Annotated in this window: 23 protein-coding genes and 1 pseudogene; 9 read left to right on the top strand and 15 right to left on the bottom strand. The window is 32.1% G+C overall.

Going from position 1 to position 24,012, the window contains the following annotated elements:
• Positions 1-5: 5 nt before the first annotated feature.
• From AC4BB5_RS07350 to AC4BB5_RS07325, 6 genes are all read right to left on the bottom strand, one after another.
• On the bottom strand, positions 6-773 hold the full coding sequence (locus tag AC4BB5_RS07350) for a hypothetical protein (protein WP_490458701.1): 768 nt from the start codon (positions 771-773) through the stop codon (positions 6-8).
• 61 nt (positions 774-834) lie between these two features.
• Complete coding sequence (locus AC4BB5_RS07345; protein WP_490458700.1) at positions 835-1,569, bottom strand: hypothetical protein; 735 nt, start codon at positions 1,567-1,569, stop codon at positions 835-837.
• Positions 1,570-2,469: 900 nt separating this feature from the next.
• The gene (locus AC4BB5_RS07340; protein WP_490458699.1) at positions 2,470-2,988 is read right to left on the bottom strand and encodes an IbrB-like domain-containing protein; all 519 of its coding nucleotides are present in this window, start codon (positions 2,986-2,988) and stop codon (positions 2,470-2,472) included.
• A 3-nt stretch (positions 2,989-2,991) separates the two neighbouring features.
• Positions 2,992-3,396, bottom strand: a complete 405-nt coding sequence (locus AC4BB5_RS07335) for a hypothetical protein (RefSeq protein ID WP_490458698.1) — start codon at positions 3,394-3,396, stop codon at positions 2,992-2,994.
• A 9-nt stretch (positions 3,397-3,405) separates the two neighbouring features.
• Complete coding sequence (locus tag AC4BB5_RS07330; protein WP_490458697.1) at positions 3,406-4,638, bottom strand: DUF3440 domain-containing protein; 1,233 nt, start codon at positions 4,636-4,638, stop codon at positions 3,406-3,408.
• A gap of 253 nt (positions 4,639-4,891) precedes the next feature.
• Positions 4,892-5,599, bottom strand: a complete 708-nt coding sequence (locus AC4BB5_RS07325) for a winged helix-turn-helix domain-containing protein (protein ID WP_490458696.1) — start codon at positions 5,597-5,599, stop codon at positions 4,892-4,894.
• 230 nt (positions 5,600-5,829) lie between these two features.
• Here AC4BB5_RS07325 and AC4BB5_RS07320 point away from each other — a divergent pair, with 230 nt between their 5' ends.
• Both AC4BB5_RS07320 and AC4BB5_RS07315 read left to right on the top strand, forming a co-directional pair.
• Complete coding sequence (locus AC4BB5_RS07320; protein WP_490458695.1) at positions 5,830-7,329, top strand: helix-turn-helix domain-containing protein; 1,500 nt, start codon at positions 5,830-5,832, stop codon at positions 7,327-7,329.
• 224 nt (positions 7,330-7,553) lie between these two features.
• Positions 7,554-7,851 (top strand): annotated as a pseudogene (locus tag AC4BB5_RS07315) (bacteriocin immunity protein).
• A gap of 674 nt (positions 7,852-8,525) precedes the next feature.
• Here the strand turns inward: AC4BB5_RS07315 and AC4BB5_RS07310 are convergent.
• The 5 genes from AC4BB5_RS07310 to AC4BB5_RS07290 all read right to left on the bottom strand — a co-directional run bounded on the left by AC4BB5_RS07310 (position 8,526) and on the right by AC4BB5_RS07290 (position 15,673).
• Positions 8,526-8,876, bottom strand: a complete 351-nt coding sequence (locus AC4BB5_RS07310; protein ID WP_490459041.1) for an EF2685/EF0750 family sortase-dependent surface protein — start codon at positions 8,874-8,876, stop codon at positions 8,526-8,528.
• 1 nt (position 8,877) lies between these two features.
• The gene (locus tag AC4BB5_RS07305) at positions 8,878-9,546 is read right to left on the bottom strand and encodes a hypothetical protein (protein WP_490458694.1); all 669 of its coding nucleotides are present in this window, start codon (positions 9,544-9,546) and stop codon (positions 8,878-8,880) included.
• 57 nt (positions 9,547-9,603) lie between these two features.
• Complete coding sequence (locus AC4BB5_RS07300; RefSeq protein ID WP_490458693.1) at positions 9,604-10,125, bottom strand: hypothetical protein; 522 nt, start codon at positions 10,123-10,125, stop codon at positions 9,604-9,606.
• 13 nt (positions 10,126-10,138) lie between these two features.
• Positions 10,139-14,716, bottom strand: a complete 4,578-nt coding sequence (locus AC4BB5_RS07295; protein WP_490458692.1) for a bacterial Ig-like domain-containing protein — start codon at positions 14,714-14,716, stop codon at positions 10,139-10,141.
• A gap of 507 nt (positions 14,717-15,223) precedes the next feature.
• Positions 15,224-15,673, bottom strand: a complete 450-nt coding sequence (locus AC4BB5_RS07290) for a hypothetical protein (protein ID WP_490458691.1) — start codon at positions 15,671-15,673, stop codon at positions 15,224-15,226.
• Between the two features lie 268 nt (positions 15,674-15,941).
• On the opposite strand from AC4BB5_RS07290, the gene AC4BB5_RS07285 reads away from it, so the two are divergent.
• From AC4BB5_RS07285 to AC4BB5_RS07255, 7 genes are all read left to right on the top strand, one after another.
• Entirely contained in the window at positions 15,942-17,432 is a 1,491-nt protein-coding gene (locus AC4BB5_RS07285) for a helix-turn-helix domain-containing protein (protein ID WP_490458690.1), read from the top strand.
• 168 nt (positions 17,433-17,600) lie between these two features.
• Positions 17,601-18,062 (top strand): hypothetical protein, encoded by a 462-nt coding sequence (locus tag AC4BB5_RS07280; RefSeq protein ID WP_490458689.1) that lies wholly within the window; start codon positions 17,601-17,603, stop codon positions 18,060-18,062.
• A 30-nt stretch (positions 18,063-18,092) separates the two neighbouring features.
• The gene (locus AC4BB5_RS07275; RefSeq protein ID WP_490458688.1) at positions 18,093-18,497 is read left to right on the top strand and encodes a sigma-70 RNA polymerase sigma factor region 4 domain-containing protein; all 405 of its coding nucleotides are present in this window, start codon (positions 18,093-18,095) and stop codon (positions 18,495-18,497) included.
• Between the two features lie 68 nt (positions 18,498-18,565).
• Positions 18,566-18,769, top strand: a complete 204-nt coding sequence (locus tag AC4BB5_RS07270) for a helix-turn-helix domain-containing protein (protein ID WP_490458687.1) — start codon at positions 18,566-18,568, stop codon at positions 18,767-18,769.
• A 422-nt stretch (positions 18,770-19,191) separates the two neighbouring features.
• On the top strand, positions 19,192-19,776 hold the full coding sequence (locus AC4BB5_RS07265; RefSeq protein WP_490458686.1) for a hypothetical protein: 585 nt from the start codon (positions 19,192-19,194) through the stop codon (positions 19,774-19,776).
• 752 nt (positions 19,777-20,528) lie between these two features.
• Positions 20,529-20,726 (top strand): hypothetical protein, encoded by a 198-nt coding sequence (locus tag AC4BB5_RS07260; RefSeq protein ID WP_490458685.1) that lies wholly within the window; start codon positions 20,529-20,531, stop codon positions 20,724-20,726.
• Between the two features lie 82 nt (positions 20,727-20,808).
• The gene (locus tag AC4BB5_RS07255) at positions 20,809-21,999 is read left to right on the top strand and encodes a site-specific integrase (protein ID WP_490458684.1); all 1,191 of its coding nucleotides are present in this window, start codon (positions 20,809-20,811) and stop codon (positions 21,997-21,999) included.
• Positions 22,000-22,277: 278 nt separating this feature from the next.
• Here the strand turns inward: AC4BB5_RS07255 and AC4BB5_RS07250 are convergent, their stop codons facing one another.
• From AC4BB5_RS07250 to AC4BB5_RS07235, 4 genes are read right to left on the bottom strand one after another with little or no spacing between them, the layout of a single operon-like run.
• The gene (locus tag AC4BB5_RS07250; RefSeq protein ID WP_490459040.1) at positions 22,278-23,114 is read right to left on the bottom strand and encodes a peptidoglycan amidohydrolase family protein; all 837 of its coding nucleotides are present in this window, start codon (positions 23,112-23,114) and stop codon (positions 22,278-22,280) included.
• A gap of 10 nt (positions 23,115-23,124) precedes the next feature.
• The gene (locus AC4BB5_RS07245) at positions 23,125-23,340 is read right to left on the bottom strand and encodes a phage holin (protein ID WP_490458683.1); all 216 of its coding nucleotides are present in this window, start codon (positions 23,338-23,340) and stop codon (positions 23,125-23,127) included.
• Positions 23,324-23,641, bottom strand: coding sequence for a hypothetical protein (locus AC4BB5_RS07240; protein WP_490458682.1), 318 nt, complete (start codon positions 23,639-23,641; stop codon positions 23,324-23,326). Before AC4BB5_RS07240 ends, AC4BB5_RS07245 begins: the two co-directional genes overlap by 17 nt.
• Positions 23,641-24,009, bottom strand: a complete 369-nt coding sequence (locus tag AC4BB5_RS07235) for a hypothetical protein (protein WP_490458681.1) — start codon at positions 24,007-24,009, stop codon at positions 23,641-23,643. The genes AC4BB5_RS07240 and AC4BB5_RS07235 overlap by 1 nt, the downstream gene beginning before the upstream one ends.
• Positions 24,010-24,012: the final 3 nt, after the last annotated feature.

Raw genomic sequence — 24,012 nt, 5'->3', positions numbered from 1 at the left:
CCGAATTATTTCAATATTTTAAATTGTTTTGCACTATTTATTTTTGTAAGAAACGCTTTTCTTTCTTTAGAGTATGACCAGTTACCAGCTACTATAACAGTAGCATCTCTGTTTGAATAATAGGAATTTTTTAGTTTAGTAAATAGCGTTAAATTTTCAAATTGTAAGATCAATTTAAATTTATGAATATCTTTCGGAGCGCCTAGAAATAGCTCCTTCTTTTCGTTATTGTAAAAATTTGGTTTTTGTCTAGTACATTCAACAATCTTAAATCCATAGATACCTTTAGAATATAGATATTCACTCCTGTTATCCAATAACATATAACCTATTAAGGTTCCATTGTACGTATCTTTTATATGATTTAACTTACACATTTCATATATTTGATGAATTGTGCGTAATGGTTTTAATTTAGAATCACCAGTGCCATGTGTTTTACCTTCTTGTCTTTCGCTACCTTTTTTACTTGTAGATATTGGTTTCATCAAATTAGTTAGAGCATCTTCAAATTCAAATAATTCTTCTGTATATTCATTAAGTTTTATTTTACTATTTTTGGAAGCGCCCCAACATCCGTCAATATGTTTAATGGAAGAATTTGCTGAAAAATATGCTTCTTTTTCTCCATCCAAACTGCAAATGTATAATTCTGCAGGACAATCTATATTTGGGCAATAATATCGAACTTTTCTATGTTTTTCTTGAGCATCCTTTGCAAAAATGACACTACTTTCATTTCTATCTTCATTTTTGTACGCATAAGTTCCCACTTTGTATCCTCCTAATAATAAATGATTTAAGTTATATTAGTTAAACGAAACAAAAAGATAATTAATTTTTTTGAACTTTAAACACATTCATAACTTGCTCACTCAAATGCCAATATTTTTTGGATAGTTGGTACAAAATTTCTTCAGTATTCCATTCAGAATCAATAAAAGTTAATTTATTAGCTGATTCAAACGTACAAAGTTCTTTTATCGCTATGTGTTCATCTTGTGGAGCAATTACTGCAACTATATGGTTATAATCAAAACAATAATCACCTTTCATTCGCCACTCTCTTTGCCATTGAAAATCATTTTCTGAGCTGACATGATTCACTAAACAACCAAAAGTAGGAAAACTCTCATTTTCATTAGGTTTGTCTCTCCAATTATTAAATTGATTCCAAAAAGATTTTGTCAAACTCCTATTTTGGTGCCTAATATATATAACTGGATTGATGCCAAAACCACTTTCTAAACACTGAGTATCTTTCATAAAAATCAGTCCATAGGGTTCAAACCTTCTGTTGTTGTGCTCCAAAGTCTTAACAACAACCTTCAAACGATCTAAAGGTGTCTCTGTAAAGCATGTCACGCTAAATTCTTTCTGGTATTCTTCTGATAACTTAGATAGTTCTTTGTTAAACATACAGCAATAACTTGATGCATTTATCTTTTTATCATTTAAAATAGAAATCAAGTTTTCCTTTGCTGTAGCATCTTTAGTGTTTCTGGTTAAATGAGTTAAAAATTTAGAAATATCTGTACGATCTGTCAAATCAATGATGCTTTCATTCATAAAATCAACTCCATATTCATTGTGTTTACTTAACTATATGATAACATTTTTAACATCTTATAAGAAGAATAGTTTATATTAGTCTTGCTTAGTTAGAATTAAAGTCTGTTTCAACACAAATAATTTAAATTCAGTATCATAAAAATCAAATTCAAAACTGTAAGACTATTCAATTTGGGATTGTAAAAATTGTTTTGACTCTTTTCAACTGCAATCATTTTTACATTTCAAATTTCTAAACTTGACCCAATGTTGAAAAGGTTAAACATTGGATTATTACCATCTGACTAGTAAATTTAAAATAAGAGAGTACCTAGAATATCTAGAAACTCTCTTATAAATAAAAATATTTTTGTCTAACAATAGAACTTGGATAATTTTAATTGTATATATTACAAAGAACTAGCTATTTTATTAGTAAAACCCCATCACTTTTACAAAATAGCATCAGCCATATTAGTCACTTCTCGCAATTGTATGTCCTCTTTAACTATTTCAAGAATGATAACTGTATTTGCACCTTTAATTTTTAAACTACTCAAATCCGAATAATTCAACTCATTCAAAATTGTTTTCATAGAAAATGCATGGGTTACTAATAAAATATCTTTTTCAGATAAGAAAACATTGGCAAAACAGGAAATGAAAATAGCATTAATACAAAACCCAATGCACTTAAAACCCCAACAAATGTAATATCTCTAGTTTTAATCTTTTTTTCATCGTAAACCACCTCAATCAATTTATTGTTAGAACGTTCTTACTTTATTTAAACACACTTAAAGCGAAGTATTTATTATACTATAGCGCGGTATAGAACATATAAAGATAAAAAATATCATATTTTTATGGTTATTTACGCCTACTTTAAATTCACTCGTAGTGAGCAGTCAGCAAAAATCATTTGTAATATCTTTCTTCAAATGTAATCCAGGAATTACTAAATTTATGATTAGAAAACAATGTCTTCAATCCTCCCGTTTGTTTTAACCGTAAAACCTCTTCTCTCTCCATCCCCAAATGTTGTCCTATTTCTTCGTCTGTCCATCCATGTAACAACAATTGTTGAACGACATTGCTCATTGATTCAACGCCATGTGTTCCTCTTGCTCGATTGTGACGAATGGTTGATGCAATACGGTTACTTAAGTCTTTTTCAATAATAGTTACCGGAATATGCGTCAAATTTAATCGTTCTTTTGCAACGAGATATCGATGAAAACCGTCAACAATGATATAAACATCTTTTTCTTTACTGTAGTAACAAACAATCGGTTGAGTGAACCCATCTTCTCTAATTGAGTGTTCTAACAATTCAAGCTCAGGCTTCGCAACACGATTAGGGTTATAAAAGTTTTTCTGAATTTTTTCGATTTCAACCATCTTTACATTCATGACAGGAAAATATATTTCACTCATGTTCTAGCTCCTTCGTAAAAAATAGTAATTTTTCGTTTTTTTATATTGGATAAATCCGAACTCTTCTAATAATATTTTTTGTCGACCGTCTTCAACTGCCGTCTCAATTGGATGAGAGGAATTGCTGTTGATGGCTTTTATCAATTTTTTTAAAATTGGTTTTCCATATTTTAATTCATCCTTAACATTTTCAAAATACATTTCACCGAGGATTGTTTTCTTCTTCTGAGAATCAAAAGACATGAACCCTTTAACCATTTGATCTTTGACAAGTAGATACCAAGTTGTCGTCGATGTATTAACTAAATAAGGAAACTTGTTCTGATAGATATCTTCAGCAAAATATTTTCCCATCAATCTATAAAAAATATCTTTTTTGTAAGGCGGACTAAATATCATTAACTCCATATCTTTCTCCTAAATTTTTTTCTTAAATTCTCTAACTGCTCGATTGGGTGAATCGTCAAAATTCAAACTGCCTTTGTAGTCATCACAAATGGCATACAAATCTTTTGCATCCGCTTGAGTGAAACTATATTGTCGCGTTGATAAAGAAAAGTCATTTTTTTCTATTGCTCTAGCAATCCCTTTCCAGTTATGCCAAAGCTTTTCATCATATTTCCAATCAGCAGCCTTTGCTTCATCAACAATATCAGCTATACTCATTCTAAAGTTTGTTTCGTAGTAATCCATTAATATTTTGATTTTTCTGTAGTAATGATCTCTAAGTGCTGGTGACACTAAACCAATTGATTCTAAAAGAAATACAGCATACTCTTGCCATGTCATATGAGCTGGTTTTGATGTTTTAAAGTGCCCAAGTACAGAGGTTTGCGCGTATAACATTCCAAAATTTACACCGCTCACTCTTTTAACAATTTTCTCCCACGTTGCAGGCTCGATTGCTGCATACATTGTTAGACTCCTTCTTTGATGTAGGCCAAACGGTTGGCATATCCTCATCAAAGAAAGTGGGATACCTAATTTGTAACACTTCTCATAAAACTGATTCATTGGCCAATCATAATAAGCGTACGCAGCAAATATATCTTCTACTGACCAATCATAAATAGGATACGCTTTGATGTAGTTTTCCAATGAAAGATTCAGCCAACTTCTATTGGCCCATTTATGCTTAACTTTGGTGATTGCAAAATATCTATTTAGACTTTCTTGTGTTCTAATTCCAATACCACAAACAACTTTAAAGTTTTCATCTTCTCCCTTATGAAATTGATAATACCAATTTCCAAATTTCGGAAGAAACACATCTGGATTTCCATAACAAGAGTCAAATAATTCCCTTAGTCCAGTTGGGATGTTATTAAGTGTTAATGCATGTTCAGGCATTTCCTGCACCCACAACTCTTTCACTTTTTCATCCCACATTTTCCATTGGGGCTGAAAAATACTTAATGTATTATCCTCATAGAACGGCAAACAAAAATGATAAATACATTCTATGCTTTCTAACTTTTCTAACGTGGAAATAAATGAAGCAGTACTGTCATAGTTTGCCTCAATATTTAGAATTAATAGATCAAACTTTTTTCCCATTTTTTTTGCGACCATATTTGCTAGTAACACCATGACACCACTATCTTTTCCACCACTAAAAGAAAAATAGACTCTGTCAAAAGTATTGAACATATAGGTCAATCTCTCTATAGATTTTTCTAACACTGAAGTTTCTTCAAAATACTTAATCTTAAACCCTCCTTATAAAAAATAAGCAATTAATATGGACTAACATACTAATTGCTTATTATTGCTTATTGACAAATTTCATTAGTGAGATAGCCTTCTCATTTTCAAAAGACATTACCCAATTAAAATCTCTTAGGTTAACTATTTTATTTAAGTATGAGCCACAACAAACCGTAATTTATTCATTCCAAAGAATTTAGTTAAGGCTTAACATATACCCTTTAGAACGTACAGTCTTAATAAATCTAGGATATTTAGGATTTTTTTCAATTTTATTTCTTATGTGAAAAACCGCATTGGCAATTTTGTAATTTCTCTCAGTCATTTCCGCTTCATTTGACCATATCTTCTTCATAAACTCAGCGTAACATACTGTTTTACAAGGATTATCATAGAGAACACCCATGATTTGAAATTCTATTTTAGTTAAACTTACCTCTTTATTCCCATCAATTATCACACTAAGATTTTCTGGTACTAATTTTAAGTTATTTGGTTGAACCGCTGTTTTGTCTTCTAGGTACTCTCTACCGTCCTGAAAACCAACTGGATGATAGTGATTTAACAAATTAGTTAAAGTAGCGCAAAATTCGTCTGGAGCCATTTCTACAGAGAAACAGGCTTCAACCCCCAACTGTAGATAAACCATATTATAGTCCGAACTGTTTTTCGACAGTATGTAGATTGGAATATCCATATTTCGAGTACCTCGAGTCAGCTCAATGAGATGACAACAAGTTGTCGGCATTGTGCTTTCTTCAATTAAGATAGCTTTAACTTCTGGTTCTATTTTTGATAATTTTTTCACTTCAACTCCTTGAGTAGCCCAGCCTTTTTCAGCTAAAAAGTTTATGTGCCTGTTTTCTTTTACGTTCTTTAAAGACAATACACCAATTGTATGCATTTCGATCTCTCCTAAGCTAATTTTAAGTTCTAAAGAAATGGTAAATGACGGTTCCTGTGTTCTATGTTTTTGCTTTTACAGGTAAATGAATAAACCTTTACTTTTAGATTTTATACTTTTAATCTACCTTTTGTTTATCTAAATGTGGTTTACGAGAGAACATTATTAAATAATACTAAAAAGATGGTATAATAAATGAATCAAACATTCGAAAATGAGGTGGTGATCCTGTGATAAATAACTTTTACATGAAACCAATTGACAAACAAAAATATGATCTTTTTGTTTTTATCTGTTTTAATGAAAAAAATGTTACGATTAATGACATTTCCGATTTCTTTCTGATTTCAACAACATCTGCAAACAGATACATTCGGCAATTAAATGAGGACTTCCAACAAATTTTTCATAATAATACTGTGAAGATAGTAAGTATTAATAACCTTTACCATTTAAAAAATGACTCTGATAAACCCATTCCTTATGTTAATGATATACTGCGTCTAAACTATTTCAGAGATACAACTAAATTTAAAATTATTGATGCTTTCTTGAATAGAAATTTTCAAAGCATTAATGAATTATCTGAATACTTACACGTCAGCCCTCCTCACTTGTATAAAGTAATCAAAGACTTAAACTCGTTGTTAGAAACGTTTAAAATTAAAATAACTTTTAAAACAAACGATATTTCTAGTAACATAGTGGGTGAAAGAGAAAGAAATATTCGAATATTTTTCTGTTTTTATTATTGGTCAATTTTCAAAGGCTTAGAATGGCCATTTAAAAAAGTGCTTCCTTCTCAAGTACCTATGATTGAAGAAACTAAACTCTTTAAGCGTTCTCAATTACAACGATTCAACTATTTAGTCATAATTTCAAAATACAGAATGTACTCAAGAAAAAAATACATTGTATTAGATGATGAATGTTTAAAGGATTTATCACCATATGAAACAAATAAAAATTTTACTCAAGTTCTCTATTCAGATGATTACAAAATACCTGATCATGTGTTTTATCAAGAAAAATTATTTTTCAACTTCCTAGTACGTTTTTATATTTCAGGTTGTGATACTCTGGTACAGCAGATTGAGATGGCTCAAGAATTTTTAAGTTTATCTACACCTTTAAGCCAATATAGTGAAAAATTGCTAAACCATTTATTTAGAACATTTAATGTTACCGTTTCAATGGATCGTTGGTTAATTTCTTACTACAATTTAAATACTATCTGTCTTTATTTTAAATATGTTGGTCTGGATTACTCTGATTGGCACAAACAAAAAGATAGTTTTTTGAATCCGAATTCAGTTAATCCAATAGTGGAATCCTTTGAAAAAGAATTTATCTCGTATTACAAAAATACGTTATCCCAATTACCGCCTCCATTTGAACTTACAGATGAGGTCATAAAATATATTGCTCATTACCTTTTCTTTATTGTTGATAGTAACGCACCCATAGAACCATTAAAAATATGCGTTCAATATGGTCGATTGTTCTATTTAAATGATCAAATAAAATACAATATCAACTTAGTGTTTAAAAATATTGAATATATAGACACTCCTAAAGATGCTGATTTAATTATTTCAGATAGTTATCAGGGTGAATCGAATGCTGAATATTTTTACTTGTATGACATTTTTGATGAACATAATTGGAAGGCAATGATTGCAGCTATTACGGAATTACTTTACAAAAAAAATTTCACTTTGCCTGAATAAAAGTACCTACTCAACTAATATCCATGCTGTTACATGACATGAATCGGTATTTATATTTGTAGGTAGTTTTTTGAAGCAAAGATCACTATAGAAATAGAATAGGATATTGTTATACTTTCAACACTTATACTCTTCTATCAAAAATAGATTAGTTTCAACAGGATGTAAAGAACGTACACTATTAACTAAAATCATAAGTATACAGAATTAGGGAGTGATATTTTATGGGTAATTTAAAATGGTTTTCTGGAGGAAATGAACGAGGAAAACAAGCAGAAAACATTATTACTGATTTATTGGATGATTTAAAAACGGACTTAGGCAACGAATCTCTACAAAAAAACGTTAGAGAATTATCTTGAAGAATTAAAACAAAAGAGCGCTTCTGTTCCTATGATTTTGAGTCGTATGAACTTAGATATTTCTAAAGCAATCAGAAATGATGGGGTTGCTTTATCTGAACATCAATCTAAAAAACTAAAAGAATTGACTTCTATATCTACTATTAGATATGGATACTAATAATGGATAACTCTAACGATTCCTAATTAAATTAATTTTAATCTCTTTACTTTATGCTAGTCGACTAAGGTTTATCGCCATTAAGGGGATTAGTTCAGAAAGTAACGCCCGCGAATCTTTAATAGAAAATAAGAACCTTCAGAAAATATAATTGCTGAAGGTTCTTATTTATATACATTCTTTTTCTTTGTTTGTACTTTTTTTAATTATTATCAGAACTGGACTCATTATGAAATTTTCTGTAAACAAGAAAATGCACAGGAAGTCACTTATCATTTTGCAGCAGTTTTACTAGCTGATTTCTTACTTCTGAGCATCATAAATGACTATAAGATGAGCAAGCAGAGGACCAGGTACAAAGTTGCTAACGATGAAGAATCGCATCTATAGACACAACTAATGAAAGAATTTAAAGGAATAACTATTTTAATGAAACCAAAAATATAAACCACTTCAAATGGTGAATTCTGGTCAAGACTCTTTGTCTCTCAAACTCTCTTTATTTAAGAACTCTTGAAAACACAACTATCTCTACTAACGAATTTTTTAAATTATTTATTGAACAAATTGAACTATATCCTCACAACAAAAAAGAACACCCTTAAAACGTTGATGAATCAACATTATAAGAGCATTCACTCACATGGAGTCTATGTTTTTCATTTCTTGATATTTTATCTACTTTTTACAAAAATCTTTTTGTTCTTCATACCTAACACAACAACAAACAAGAATACACCGACAAGCAATAAAAACATGCTTACCTTTTCCCCAGTAGTTGGTAATCTCTGAATTGATTTATCTTTTATTACAGTCGCGACATTTTCACTTATATTTTCCCCAGTATTTTTATCATCGACATCTTGTTCTCCAGTTTGTCCATCAGACAATGTTCCAGTAACTGGAATACTGACTTCTGATTCACCATTCAGCTCTTTACCATATACACTAGATTCCATTTCAAATACTCCAAAAAGAAAACAAGTAATTATAATTGGTAAAACTAGCAGGTTCTTTTTCTTCATATTATTTTGTAACAGGTTTTCCATCTTTTTGCAAAGCCTCAAATTTCAAGTTCATGTTGTATTTAACATGTTGCGATTTAGTTTCTTCATCTTTTTTGTCTGCTACAATTTGATCAGTACTTACTTTACCAGTATAACCAAAATTGAAAACTCCACCTTGTGCAGTTAAGTTTGCATTTAACGTTTTCTCTCCCTGAAAGTCTACACTACCATCCTTAATCAGTCCTACTTCTTCTACACCTACCTTAAGATTCAAAGAACTAATTGCAGCAACTTCATTTTGACCTTCTGCAGCTTCAAATTTTGATAAATTGACTTTTACTGGACGACCAGATAAATTTGTAATAGTGTAGTCAATTGATTTAATATCTTTCACTTCCGCTGTTTTATCTGATTCATCTGTGTAAAATGCAACACTTGTTGGAAGCGTTACGTGAATCCATTTGTCACTTCCTTCATCAATGTTTTCACCCTCGCCTGTGTTATCCCTCTCACCTAGAGTTCCACCAACAGGAATCGGAACTCCATTATCGTGATCGTAATCATTTCCATCAATATTGTCGATTGTTTGATAAGGTTCTACTTTTTCCTTTTCTTCTGCAAAAGCTGCTTGTCCCGTTCCTAAAACCATTCCTGCTAATAATAATGTTGCAAATACTTTTTTCTTCATAATCGATCTCTCCTCAAATTTTTTTTATTTATCTTCAATAGCTTTTCGCTACTAAATTCATTCTATAACAGTAATTTCTATCACTGCTTGTGTCGCGCCTCTTTTTTCTTTTGTCTTGTTATCGTAAATATCAACATAAGCTGTTGCTTTATATGTTCCTAGTTCCAAAGGTTTATCAAGCTTAGCTTTAGTTACTTCAAAACCAGGTTTAATCATCCCAGATTCATAAATCTGTTTATTGCCTTCATCTAGCATGACTTTTACATTAATTGGATAAGCATTAACAGGCTCATTTTTTATATAAATATTTCCTTCAGAAGTTGCTTTACTAAACATTGCTTCTGGAAATATAGTTAAAGTAAATTGTGTTTCATCCACTTTCTTTTTTTGGTATTCTTTTAATTCTTTCTCAGTCATTTTCTGTGCATCTTTTACATCTGGATAATCACCTGCAATCAATTCTTTAGGGTTTTGATGAGTTTTATACCAGTAATACCCTCCAGTTGCTCCAATAATTAAAATAAGTAACAATAAAAGACTGATCCATTTCTTTTTGTTGTTCTTTTTTTCTGTTTCCATTACTATCGCCTCTTTATTCTTTAATGTTAAACTTCAATACCATGCTGCTTTTCACATGAGGTGAATCTTCTGACTCAGGGCTAAAATATTTCCCATTGAATGCAAGTATCGTTGATGTTTTAGGCTTTAAATCTGTTAAACGAGTTGATAATGATGCTGCGTCCAAACTGTTCACTTTTTCTACACTATCGACAAGTAAGTTCAATCTTAAGGAATGTTCTGGTTTCTCGGGGTCTTTATCTCCTTTTGATAGAAATTTCACTTCAGTATCCCCTTTAACAGTGAATGAAGCCATTTCAACTTCCAACGATGTATTCGCAGAATTATTGGTTATTGAGTAGTTCTCAGAAATAATCTCCCTTTTATCTTTACTTTTCATATCTGATAGAAATAGCATTTTAGTAGGAATTGTTACATTTACCCACTCATTTTTTACATTGATTTGGATTGCATAATCAAACTGCACTTTATTACCCGACTCTAAGGTTTCTTCCACTCTGATTTTTGCTTGCTGTTTTCCTGGTTTTGAGGTATCTGGATAATCAATAAACCCTACTGGCAAGATATTATTTTTATCATTTTTAACTTCAAGATATTTTTCCATATTCTTGATAAAATCTTTGTTTAAAGCAGCATGAGAAGTATTTAGAAATGTTGCAACTTCCTTTGGCAGCAACTGATTAAAATGCAGTGGACGAAAAGCTGTTGTAGTCAACTCGTAATAAGCATCCTGATTCACGTAGCCAGCTTGCGGTTCACTTTTTTCACCGTTACTCCACATTGCAACCATTTGTTGATAGTTCAAACTTTCTACATGATTCACTTTCAAGATGTCTCCTGGTTGATACGATTGCCCTTTAAAAGTTCGATAGGCTTCCAAAAGCTTATCTGTTCCATTTTTAGAAAAGCTATAATAAGGTTTACTTGTCTCAATATCGTTTATTTTGTTATTGATGTGATACATATCAACACTAAAATATTGAGTAGAAAATTTGGCATTAATCGGAAAATTGTCTTGCTTTTCAGCTCCAACTCTACTTGGTTCAATCGTGTAATTACCACTACCATAAAAATGTGAAGACAATCCCATTACAGATAAATAATTAGAACCTTTTAGCACTAATGTGTTCCCATAATTCACTTCGATAGGTACTTCGATTATTGTGTCAACATGGTTGCTCTTTCTAGTTATTTTCACTTTGAAAGTGAAATTCCCTACTCTAGATGCGTCGTCATGTTTAATAGTAACTAAAGTATATTCATCTTTAGAAACTGCTTTTCCATCCAATTTTATATTTCCAACAAATTTATCTGCGGAAAATCTACTTGTTCCAATATCAAGTGTTGTCACAAATGGAACTGCCTCTGCGGTTAAGGGACGCGTATCCTCTATCATAACCTGGACATCATAAGCATATTGAATAGTATTACCAGACTCGAGAGTCTCTTCCATTCTTATCTTTGCAGATTGCAATCCAACTTTTTTTGTATCTGGAAATTTATCAAACCCCACCGGCTGAATATTTTTGTATTCGCTAGCTTTAATATTTTCAAAATAATGAGAGGCATGCTCTTTTAAATCTTTCATTAAGTCTTCTTCTGAAGTATGCCAATTAACTGATGCTTGTTTTGATTGCAATTGATTTATTTTTAATGGATGAAACCCTTTTTTTGTGATTTCATAGTACACAGTATCTAACCCATTGTTAGGTTTCGTTACTTGCTCTTTTTCCATCAATCTATTGTTATCTGGAAAACTGCTGCTACCAGTTGTTTGAACATATTGTCCAATGACATCTCCATTTGTTACTTTATATTCCCCGGAATCTCCAAAATCAGCAACAGCGTCGCTAATCTTTCCATGTCCTGTCATATTGTAATGATAAGATGGTTTTTGATCTGTAATCACACTATTTTTACTCAATTCATTGCCAGCATAAATCATTGTTTTAAGGTACTCGCTTGACGTATAATCATTTATCCAGTTATTTCTTCTAGAAGTGTTATTGCCATACGTCGCTACAATTTTTGGCTCATCACCTGTATGCAATGTTAAAGCATAACCTGAATTTCCAGGATAAATAACATTATCAACTTCTATAGTAGATCCCCATTCAACTGTAACAGGTACTTCGACATTTGTTGTTTTACCATTAGCTATTCTCGTAATTTCGACCATGAGAGTTTTGATGCCAATTGTCTGCGTATCTGCTACTTGCTTAATGATAGCGGTATACTCCTTTGAATCAGCATTCTCGTCGTCTTCTTTTTTTACATTCTTGATAAGTTTATGAGCATCCCATTTTGATGTGTCTGTCCCTAAAACTGTTTTTTGCTTAACTGACTCTGCTGTGAGTGCTGGAGCTTCTTTAACCGTTACTTTAAAATTTGAAACTTTTGGCTTTCCTTTTCCTTCAAAGGTGTATTTCATCTCGTAGATACCGGGACTGTTACTATCAACACTCCCACTGATAGTAATTCGTTTATCATCAAATGAAACTTTTTTTCCCTCTTCATCTGTGGCACTTACAAAGTTATCCTCTTTATGCCATTTTTGGCCTTCATAAAGTTCACTATCCTTTGACTCAATGGACGATTTGTCTTCTTCTACTGTAAATAGCGTATGATATTCCCACTGTAGTTTCTTCCCAGATTTCAATGTTTCTTCTACGACTATTTTTCCTGATGTTTCCCCAGATTTGTTTGTTGTTGGGTATGAACTAAATTTTTTCACTTCAATATTTGAGTAACCTCTTAAATCAATATATTCTTTTATATGTTTATCCAAGTATGCTTCATCAGAATGAAAAGGAATTGTACTTTTTTTTGATCGTAACTGATTCACACGTACCGGAATGAATCCGCTCTTAGTCAACTCATAATAAACAATTTTCTGTCCATCATTTTCTTGTTTTTCCATTTCATTTACAATCAATCGCTCTCTTGTATCAGGTTCTTCATGAGTAACTTCTAAAATATCGCCTGAAATTGCTTTTTGATGCCTATCAGAGTTATCTCCAAAAATATTCATTCTATCTTGGGCACGCCACTCACCCTGAGACCATGTCAAAGAATTATTCGTAGTCACAGTCTTCAAATCTTTAGGATATTTTGGAGTATCTATTGGACGTAACAGTCTTAAATCATAGTAGGTCTTGGATGTAAAGTAAGGATGCACTGGTGATTCATTAGATTTTCTAGTGATTCCTACATAATCTGTCAACTCTAAATCATCTCCACCCATTTGGTGTAGCGAAATTGCTCCAACTGACTCATTATCGAATCCTCTTAATAACACTGTACTTCCCCATTTAACATCAAATGGAAGTTCTACATTCAATGAATGTTGCCCATCATTTGTTGTAATTGTTGCAGGCCATGTTTGCTTTCCTACAGTGTTGTTGGACCAATTTGAACCCCACTTCACGGTATATTCACTAGAAGATAATGTTTTCCCTCCCAATGTAACTTTTTTTATCGATTTTTCTGGATTACGACCTGAAATATTCTCTCCTAAAACTGTGTCTTGAGAAATTAACTCAGCTATTAATGTAGGTTTTACATCAAAAGTCACATCGACTACTTTATCCGGATATTGCCAACCATCAGGAGTTTTTGCCGAAACTCTAATCCGCGCTTCACTTTTGCCAACTTTTCCTACATCAGGTTTTTTATCAAATGAATAAGTTGCATTCGTCCACTCTTGATTTGAATTATTTATCTTCACATATTCTTCAGGGTTTGAAATTGTTGCATTTTGGTTAATAGGGACAACAGTATTTTTTGCTGTAACATTCAAATCAGGTTGTTTTATCATGCTACTCACATTAATAGGTCCCAGCACACCAGACGTCCACGAGCTTCCGTGTATATCCTCACGGTGACTATACCACGCGCCCCCCCAATAATATTGCATCGTATTAAAAACACTGATAGTTTCCTGATATTTCATTTGTGCGCTTGCATTTCTCAGATTTAAAGTTGTTTTATCATAATCGTTCATTTTTGTTCTAGTAAAGATGAGTTTTTGGTTCTTTGTATCCTGCGTAACCTTTACCGAATCGCTTAAGTAAAAATCCATATTAGTTAAGCTTACTGTACCTTCTATATAGTACCAACCATCTTCAGATGTTTTTTTCCCCTTCCAGCTATTATAAGTAAAAGATACTGTATCCCCTTTATTTATTCCTAGTACACGTGTCGAATTAACTCTTATTGACCATGTTAAATCTGTCAATTTAGGCTCTACTACAGAACTAACTAAGTGGGCAATTTGTATCAAATCTTTTGCTGGTGTCTTAAAAGTTGATGCATTTCTAGAACGCTGCTCTTCTGTAATGACATCTTTCTCTTGTGTTTCTATTGTTGACTGCTTATTGTTGTTATTTTCTTTCTCTTGTATTTCTGTTATTGACTGCTTATTGTTATTATTTTCAGTATTTAGCAAAGTGGCTTCTTGATTTTCATCTGTACTACACGCAAATACCAGTGTATACTCGCAAATACTATTGTTTAGCAGCAAGATACAGCCAACGATAGATATGGCTCTACTTACGAATTTCCATGTTTTATTTTTTAATGTACTCTTCATTATTGTCTACACTCCTCCATTTGTTTGATTTACTAATTTGTATTGTACAGAATAAAAAAGAGTTAGTTTATCATCTTTCGCTCGACAGGAAACCGAAATAAAATAATAATTAACTAGTTATGAGTATTCTTTCTAATAAAACTAATAAATTAAAATCTAGTTCACTTATCGTCCGTTTAATTGATTTATCTACTGTTCATTGCTTCCTTCCTACCATAAAGATATAACTATTAAGAACAGAAGCACATCAAAATAGCTATATCTCAATCACATAGAATTTGTACAACCGTTAAGAGAAGAAGCAATGCCTCCCAAAATAATTTGAAATTCACAATAATTTGAAGAATAATTTTAAAAATTAGCTATTACTTACTGTAAAACCAAACAAGGTACGAATTAGTATTGAAGGTACCGAGTACCTACTAAGGCTTCTTAGAGTTAAATACTTCTATCCTAATCTCCTAATGAATCATATAGATAGTACAAATAATTTTTAGCAGTAAATTTCTATCTAAGTTCTGTAACTGAAATAATTTTAGTAACATTTTTATACATGTCTTTTACTTCCATAATAATATCCTCAATTCCAACAACAAATTCTGGCAAAGCAACTATTCTCGTAAATAATTTATGATTCATCCCTTTGAATACTATGATATATACAGACCTGTATACCAGTGAATCATCGTTATCGATCATCAATACTTTACTTTTTGATGCTCTATCTTTTCCACACCCCAGTAAACATTTGGATGTTTTAACTTGTACAAAATCCCAAGAAATAAGTTCTTTAATCTCTTCACATCCAAATTCCATTAAAGTTTTGCTCAAGCTTTTTAACAGCCAGCTTTTCTCCATTCCTTCTTTAACTATGATGTACTGTCCAATCTCCTCTTTCTCTTTTGAGCGGTATACTACGAAGTAAAGATCTAAATCTATGAAGTTTTGAGTAATCATTTCATTCAGTTCCCCTCTATTTACTGTTTTATATGGAATAAGTTTACTCTTCTTATTTCATATTTATTATTCAATAACACATCGGGACCCGCCACAATTAAATAATTTTCTAAATATCTTGATTTAATCCACCATTGGGAACCTTCAAAGCCATTTCCATGATTTTATTTTTATTCGATTCGCTCACCGCCAATATTGAAGAAAATTGACTATCACACAGATGATAGAATCATGTATACATGGGGTGAACTGAATGGAGTATTTTTTTTTGAACGATAAAGAGAGAAAAAAGTATAAGCTTTTTAAAGTAATAATTAAAACTAGTTGCATTGAAATGCGCGACATTAAAGATCATTTAAACGTATCTTCTACAAGTGTTCGTCGATGCATATTGGAAATTAACGAGGAATTGTCCGAAGTATTTCCAGAATCTAATATTTCAATTTGTTCTTTAAAAACAGGTTATGCTCTTACATCTACTGAAATGCAAAATAGCTTTCTACTGGATTCAATGAAACTTTTTTATGTAAAGAAATCAAATGAATTTATTATTTTAAATACTTTAATTGCGAAACGTTACGCAAGTGTTAACCAATTGTCGTTACAAATAAATATTAGTCCATCTCATTTGTACAAGTACATTAAAAATATTCGTACTTTTCTTTCTAAATACAAACTAGATATTGCTTTTTCATACGATATGACGACGAATTCCAGTTTAGTTGGAACCGACATTCACAAGTTACATTTTCTAAATATCTATTACTGGGATATCTATAAAGTAATTGAATGGCCACCTTTCTTAACGGATTATTCCTCGTCATATAAGACAGCCACACTCTCTTCTTTTCAAGAGAAAAGGGTGCAACAAATATTATCAGTCTCAAAACATCCTGCACTAAAGACTTGTAACTACAAATCTGATTCTGATTTAAAAGACCTTTGTGAAGTGTTTTCTAAATTCAATAACAACTTAGTAAATGCAGAAGGACTTGATTCCTCTGAGCTGCCAATTACTCATTTAGAAAACTTTTTTATTCGATTGTTTATTCCAGAATTTGACTCAGACTTAAATAAATTGCGTATTGCCCAACTAGCTGCTCAGATTAGCAATAATGAAATCGTAGCGCTATCTACTACTTTTTTAGATAATCTTTTTGAGACTTACCCAGTTAAACTTACTGAGTTTCAATACAATATTTGCCTTTATCATTCATTAGTTGTACATATTTTTTTAAAATATGTAAATATTGATTTTTTTAATACATCAGAAGCATTTCCTAGATTAAGTGGACTTTCAACAACAGACTTAAGCTTTTTCGAATTAGAGGCAGACTTAGCTCGTTTCTATGAAAAATTAAGCTCAAAAAACAATCAGTACTTACTTCAATTATCTGAAGCCAATCTCACATATATGGTTAATTTCAGCTATTTTTTATTGGACTACTGTACGGATACCAAAAAGATTTATATTTATGTAGAAATCACACAAAACATTTTTTCCACGCAGATGATTAAAAAAAACTTGATTGCTATATTTGGAAATGACAATATTGAATTAACGAATTCTCAAATGCAGGCAGATATCATTTTGACTGACTGTTATCAAGAAGAAATAGATAAAGAAAAAATATATCATTTTGATAATCCATACTGCAATGATTCTTGGACCAATGTTTTATCGTTTATTACCAGTATGCTTTACAAAAAAAAGTGTTTTATCAATAACTTTGCAACTAAAAATTTAATCACGTTGTAATTAAATTCGATTGTATTTTTACATTCCTTTAGATTACTAACTGAAAGAGCTTATTCTAATCTGTTAAAAATAAGATGAGGAATAGGTTCTATTTTTTCGTCGAAAATTTTAAAAAATTGTTGCCTTTTTACTGTAAAAAATCATCTTATTTCTAGAGGAGGAATTCTTATGGAAAGTCATGATGAAAAGGAAAAAATTTATCAATTGTTACATGAGCTTATTGCAGAGCGAAGAGAAATTACGAAACAATATTACGCACTAAAGGAAAGATTAGATTATTTGAATAGTGAAAAAACAAGTAAAATCGAGAGGAAAGAAACAGCCATAAATTCTACTATCTCTGAGCATGGTATCTCAAAAATAGATATCGAACATCAAAAATATCTTCTTTCTTCAAAAACAAAAACATCCATACCTTACGATAAAATATCTAGAAAAATCTGCTCCATTTTAAAAGAAGCTGGGACACCCTTAAACACAAAACAAATCTACTGTACTCTCACTAAAGACTCTTTATTTGCTGTAAATTACAAGAATTTAGCTAATAATATCCTTCCGCGTGCGATTAGAGATAATTCTATCAATGTGGAAAAAGCATATCGTGGTTACTATCAATATCGGCAAAAATAAGACAAATAGACTATATAGGACGTGATTGTTATGTGTACCAAACAAGTATTGAACAATATTTTCATTAATTACATTCATCAAGTAACTAAAAAAACTGCTCTAGCTTATTTCAGAAAAAAATACCTTTATCAAAATAGAACTCTTCTTTGCGTTAGTCTCCATGACTACCTGATTCCTTATTACGAAACTACATTTCTCTTAGATTATCTTTTACCAGGAAACGTTGATGAAATGGAGCTATATACTTCAAACACTTCTCTATCCTGTGCTTTAAGGAAGCTTTCAGTTAAAGAAAAAGCATTTATTTACGACAAATATATTTTATGTAAAACAGATAAAGAAATTGCTATAAACCTAGGTATCTCTAGACAGGGTGTTTCAATTTTAAAAAAAAGAATTTTAGCTAAATTACATCATTATCTTAAAAGTTCTTAGCATTCAATTACGCTCAAGAGGACCTCCTAAGAGTATGAAGAACTCTCGAAATAAAAGGAGGCCTTAATTTGAAAGAATTAATTGATCTAGTTATTGACGCAAAGGCCGGTAATGAAGAGGCAATGCTTGAGCTCTTAAACAGATTTGAGCCTCTATTCTTGAAAGAAGCCACTCGTTCTGGTCAATTGGATCCCGATTGTCTACAAGAACTTAGAGAACATTTCATTGAGCATATATACAAGTATGAAATACGTTGTAACTGTAAAAGATAAACAAATTCAGCTCTAAAGGCATTATGTCTTTAGAGTTTTATTTTGTATACAAATACCAAGTAATCAACTCTTTTTATAAAATTATTATCACATTTTAAATCGATATAACCCCATTTTAGATAAATGAACCGACCATGATATGCTTTAATTATTATAGTAAGAGCTATTTTAGTATTTACTCAAAAAAGTTTGAAAGGAGGAATTTCGCCTTAAAACAACTAGTCAAAATAGTAGTCGTGTAGATAGTATCTGCACAAAAAAGTTAAAAACTTGTTTCTATCATTAATAATAGAAACTAACCCTCCTTTTAATCTGATATTGAAATCTGCTTTCTAAAGTTTATTTCTGGACAGTTTTTGAACAAATAGGTGTTGTCATTCCATACAAAGCAACTGTTTCATATAATTGGAGGAGGAATTGAAATGAAAAAAATTGTAAGTGTTCTTTTTACTACGTCATTAATCTGTGTAATGAGTTTATTTATTTTTAATACCGCTGCAAGTGCTGATACAGTCAAGGATGTAGATGGTAATCCAGTTCAAGAATATTATGTCTACAAAATAAAAATGATTTCAACAAATCATACCGCTTTGATGCATTATAGACACGGAAGCTGGACTAGTACCTATTTATGTGGCGATCCATCTGAGGGCTATTCTGAAGAAATTCTATCTGCTTCTCGTGACGCTAGCGTAGGTACAGAAGTAACAACTGATAAAACATACCGCTTGGGCACTCGAGTAACTGAAGAAAATGGCTTTACTGTTAAGTATCCATTTTATGAGAATCCTTCTACTATAGATATATGGGGAGGATTATATTTAAAACCAGAAGTTGATTATAGCTGTAATTTCGATTTTAAAGATGTAGGAAATAATCAATATGCTATTAATACTGATGACGGACCGCTTTTCTACCAACCAACAAGTGGGTACATTGTTCCAATCCACGCTACACATGGATTGGAAATTTCTGAACCATTCAATGTACAATTTATAAAACTGTAATTTAGCAACTCTAGAATGACAACACCTATTTGTTTAAAATCTGTGTATAAAATAGTTTTTAGCATCCAAAGTTCAGAAGCGATCGTTAAAGTAATTTTACCTTTATATTTTCAAGGTATGGATGAAGAAATTCATTCATGCCTATTTTTATTTTCTTAATTTAATTTTTAATAATCTTCCTCTAAAATATTCAAAAAATTTCATTTTAATAGATGTTGCTTTTTTTAGGTCAAAAATCATCTTATTTATGAGTTACAAAATTTAACCTGTTCTTTGACAATCAAATAAAAACATCAAGTACTTTCCTCTTTGTATAAGCATTTGTGAGTACTACGCCATGATCATTTTTTAAAGCGAATATTAGACTCACTACAATGAGGTTGTTCCTCATCTGCGACAAAATACAAAGAGCATAATGATACTTCCGTAAGGCTCGCCATAAACTGGGGAGAGGTGAAATTCCTATGTGTTTCCTAACAAGAGACAACTTGATGTTTAAGATGAAAATTGATAAGTACAAGAGGCTTGTAAACACAAGTCTCTCGGTTTTATAAAGAATATTTTTCAAAATAAATAAAGTGAAAATATCACATAACTACAATTTCTTATAGGAAAAAAGAGCAGGACAGATTATAATCTAGTTATAGTATTTCGTTCTAGCTCGCAAAACTTGAGGTAATACTCTATTTTAATACAAAGAAAGGGTGAATCATCCAACAATTTAAATAGTAAACAAAGGAAGGTAATTTCATATGAATACGCCTAATAATCTGTCACTGATTCTTGGAAGATATGTTAATCAACAAACTCTAATGAAAGAATTGCACATTGGTTATGACACCTTAAGAACACTTCGTCTTAACGGATTAGAAGTCATTATTATTGGTAGGCAGCATTTGTACGATATTGAAGATGTAAAGGATATTTTCAATCAATTAAAAAATGATTAACTTAATTAAAACCTCAAATATTAAAATCTTGCTAAAGACAAAAATATCCTAATCCAATGAATGAATTAGGAGGAAGATTTATATGTCTGTTTCTTTTAAGCAATACACCAAGTACAATCAAAAACTCTGGAAATTTCAATGCTATTTTGGAAAAACTGAGTTTGGTGAAGAGATTCGCACAACTAGAAGTGGCTTCCCGACAAAAAAAGAAGCCCAACAAGTATATAGGCAACTGCAACTAGATTTCGATAAGAATCTACTAAAAATGAGTGGTAATATCACTTTTACAGAGCTATATGAAGAATTCATTGAACAGTACCGTTTGAAAGTAAAACCGTCTACTATCATGATTACGAGACGAGCTATTGAAGATCATGCGCTTGAATATTTTGGAGACAAAAAATTGAATGATATTTCAGTACGTTTCTGCACTCAAGTTAATCGCCGATGGATACGAGATGGATACAAGCAAGCTTATTACTTTCGTCGCGCAGTTGCTCAGATTTTACAATATGGTGTTCAACAAGAACTCATCAATGAAAATCCCATGCGCAAGACTGAAGCTATTAAACGTCAAGAGATTGATGAAAATTTAGTAGCTACTGAAACAATGAGTGTCTACACTCCTAAAGAGCTGGCTGTCTTCTTAGATTGCTGTAAAAAGCATGGAAATCAGAAAATCGAAACTTATTTTCGAGTCTTATCCTATACAGGTGCTAGAAAATCAGAAATACTTGCTCTTGAATGGAATGATATTAATTTTGAAACTAAGAAATTAATCATCAGTAAAACATTAGCTGAAGTCGAAAGTGATCCTAATACTAAAATAACCAAAGTAGCTAGTCAAAGTGCCAAAACAAATGCTGGTAAAAGAACCATTTCAATTGATTCAGAAACAATGGCTATGTTACAGGAATGGCAAACTAGACAGCAATTTGAGTTTAAGGTTTTAGGAATTAGAGCAACAAATAAACATCAACTTGTTTTTCCTAACAAAGAGAATAGATTTTGTCGGCCTGGTCAAGCGAATGATTGGTACGATGTCATCGCGACTAAATACAAATTAAAGCGAATTACACTTCATGAATTCCGTAAAACACATGTCTCACTTTGTGCAATGGCAGATATGAACTTAGAGGATATTATGTACCGTGTCGGCCATAAAGATTCAAAGATGACTCGACAAGTATATAACTACTTCTACCCCGAACGTGAGGAGCGTAGCGCTGACCAATTCGCTCAGTTTATTGAAAAGGAAAAATATCTTTTCTAAAAGAAATTGTAGTTAGTTTTGTAGTTAGTTTGCTTTTTCAAAAAAAAGAAGCACCAGAAACATTGATAAATAAACGTTTCTAGCGCTAAAAAAGGCTTTACCCCACACTGCCTTCCAAAGCACTACCTGATTTACTTAGCCTATTACTGATACTGATTAATTGATTAATGTAAATTTTTAACAAATAACGATTACTTAGTCTAGTATAGATAAAAAACTAATAGGACAATCCGAGGGACAAAGAATAAGTTGTCCCTCGGATATTTATTAATTATTTTTTATGCGTTTCTAGCCACAGTCGCGTCTACCCAGATTTTGTGTCCATCTAACAACACTGCAATACCATTGCTCGGTACGTCATAATCAACAATGTTCATGAGATCCTGATCAAACTTAAATTGATTTCCATTAACTGATGACTGTGGTGATCCATCTGTCCAACTAATTACTGACATAGGCACCCCGTTATTGATCCACTCGTTTTCGGAAGTTGTCGGAGTTGGCGTCAGTCCGCCTAGTTCATTGCTGACTACTTGCCAGATACCTGCATACTGTGATCTATCATCTACATTAAACTGCTTACCATTCCACTGCACTTGCCCGTATTGGCGCATATAATCCACATCGTTTTTAACAACAGGTTTTGGAGCTGGCTGTGGTGTCGGTTTAGGTTTGCTTGGCTTAGCTGTTCCGCTATTACCTGTATAGCGATAAATTGCGACAGGCGGCTGGCCATTGAGATTCCAGATTGTATCATGATTATTGATAGTGATTCCATTATAACCGTAGTTGCAATGGATCATCGTATCTTTATCATCTAAAAAGATCATCGTGTGTCCGGCAGCTCCACCAGATGCTCCGCGCTCTCCCCAGATTCCTACGTCGCCACGTTTAACGGGATAGTTTCCGGATGCATCAGGTTGCACCTGTTTCCATCCAGCTTTTTCAAGATGACCAAACAAGGTATCTGTATTGCCCATAGTTCCTGCTGGTAAAAATCCGCCAGCAATTAACGCAAAGTAGACAGCACTTGAACAATCATAACTATTTGGACCTAGTCTTGCATTCATTGAATATGTAACCTTGCCTAAACGGTCTGACATCCATTTGATCATCGCTTCAATATTAACCATCTTCATTTCCGCCTTTCTGATAATTGAGACTTGAGAATCCAAGGCTCGCACCTAAAAATGCTGTTACTGCGTTCAAGATCGTTACGGTAAGTTGCGTATGCTCCCAATTAACCTCGCCACCTACTGATGAGATTAATACTGCAGCAGCTGGTAAAACTGTTAAAACGATCCATTTCATACGATTGTATGTTTTATTTTTCAACTTCATTTTCTTGTTCTCCCTTCAAATCTGCGTTTTCTTTTTCAAGTCTACTGATTTCTTTTCTAAGCTCTGCGATCAGCTCGTCTTTAGCATTCAACTTTTTGGTCAAAGCTTTGACCTGGTATCTAAGATCAGCAACTTCTTCTTTTACGGTTTTGTTACTTTCTTTCAGTTCGTCAATAATATTCTTGATTTCCACTGTGTATATTTTGTCAACATCAGACTTAGTGGACCTTTTTGTTCCCATGTACGTTAGCAATGCAGTGAGAATTGTTGCTAGCGCTGTCGGGGTTATCCATGGTTCCATTAGCCGCTCACCTCATATCTAGCAGCTAAATAAATCGCCACATTATAACCTAGTAATAACGCCCAACTCATATTTGGAACGCCGTTCAATTCATTGATAAAAAGAACAACTGTATATGCCGACCACACAGCATTCATGAGAATTAGACTCCACTTCTGAATATTTACTCGTTTCTTTAAAATCGAGTAAACAAGCAAGAACCCAGTTATAAGGACCATTGAGTAGAATACCCAACTGTTCAAGAATCCAGTATGTTGAAAACCTCTTACAGAATTTGTATAATTCATTTTTCCTCGATGAACTATCAGCCATAGAGCAATCACAATTGATTGAAATGCAACTAATAAACTCAACATGTTTCTTCTCATAAA

The organism is Enterococcus sp. AMC1252 (genome assembly GCF_058216515.1).
Note: the sequence above shows the minus strand (reverse complement) of the source record. Positions and strands in the feature narration are given on the sequence as shown.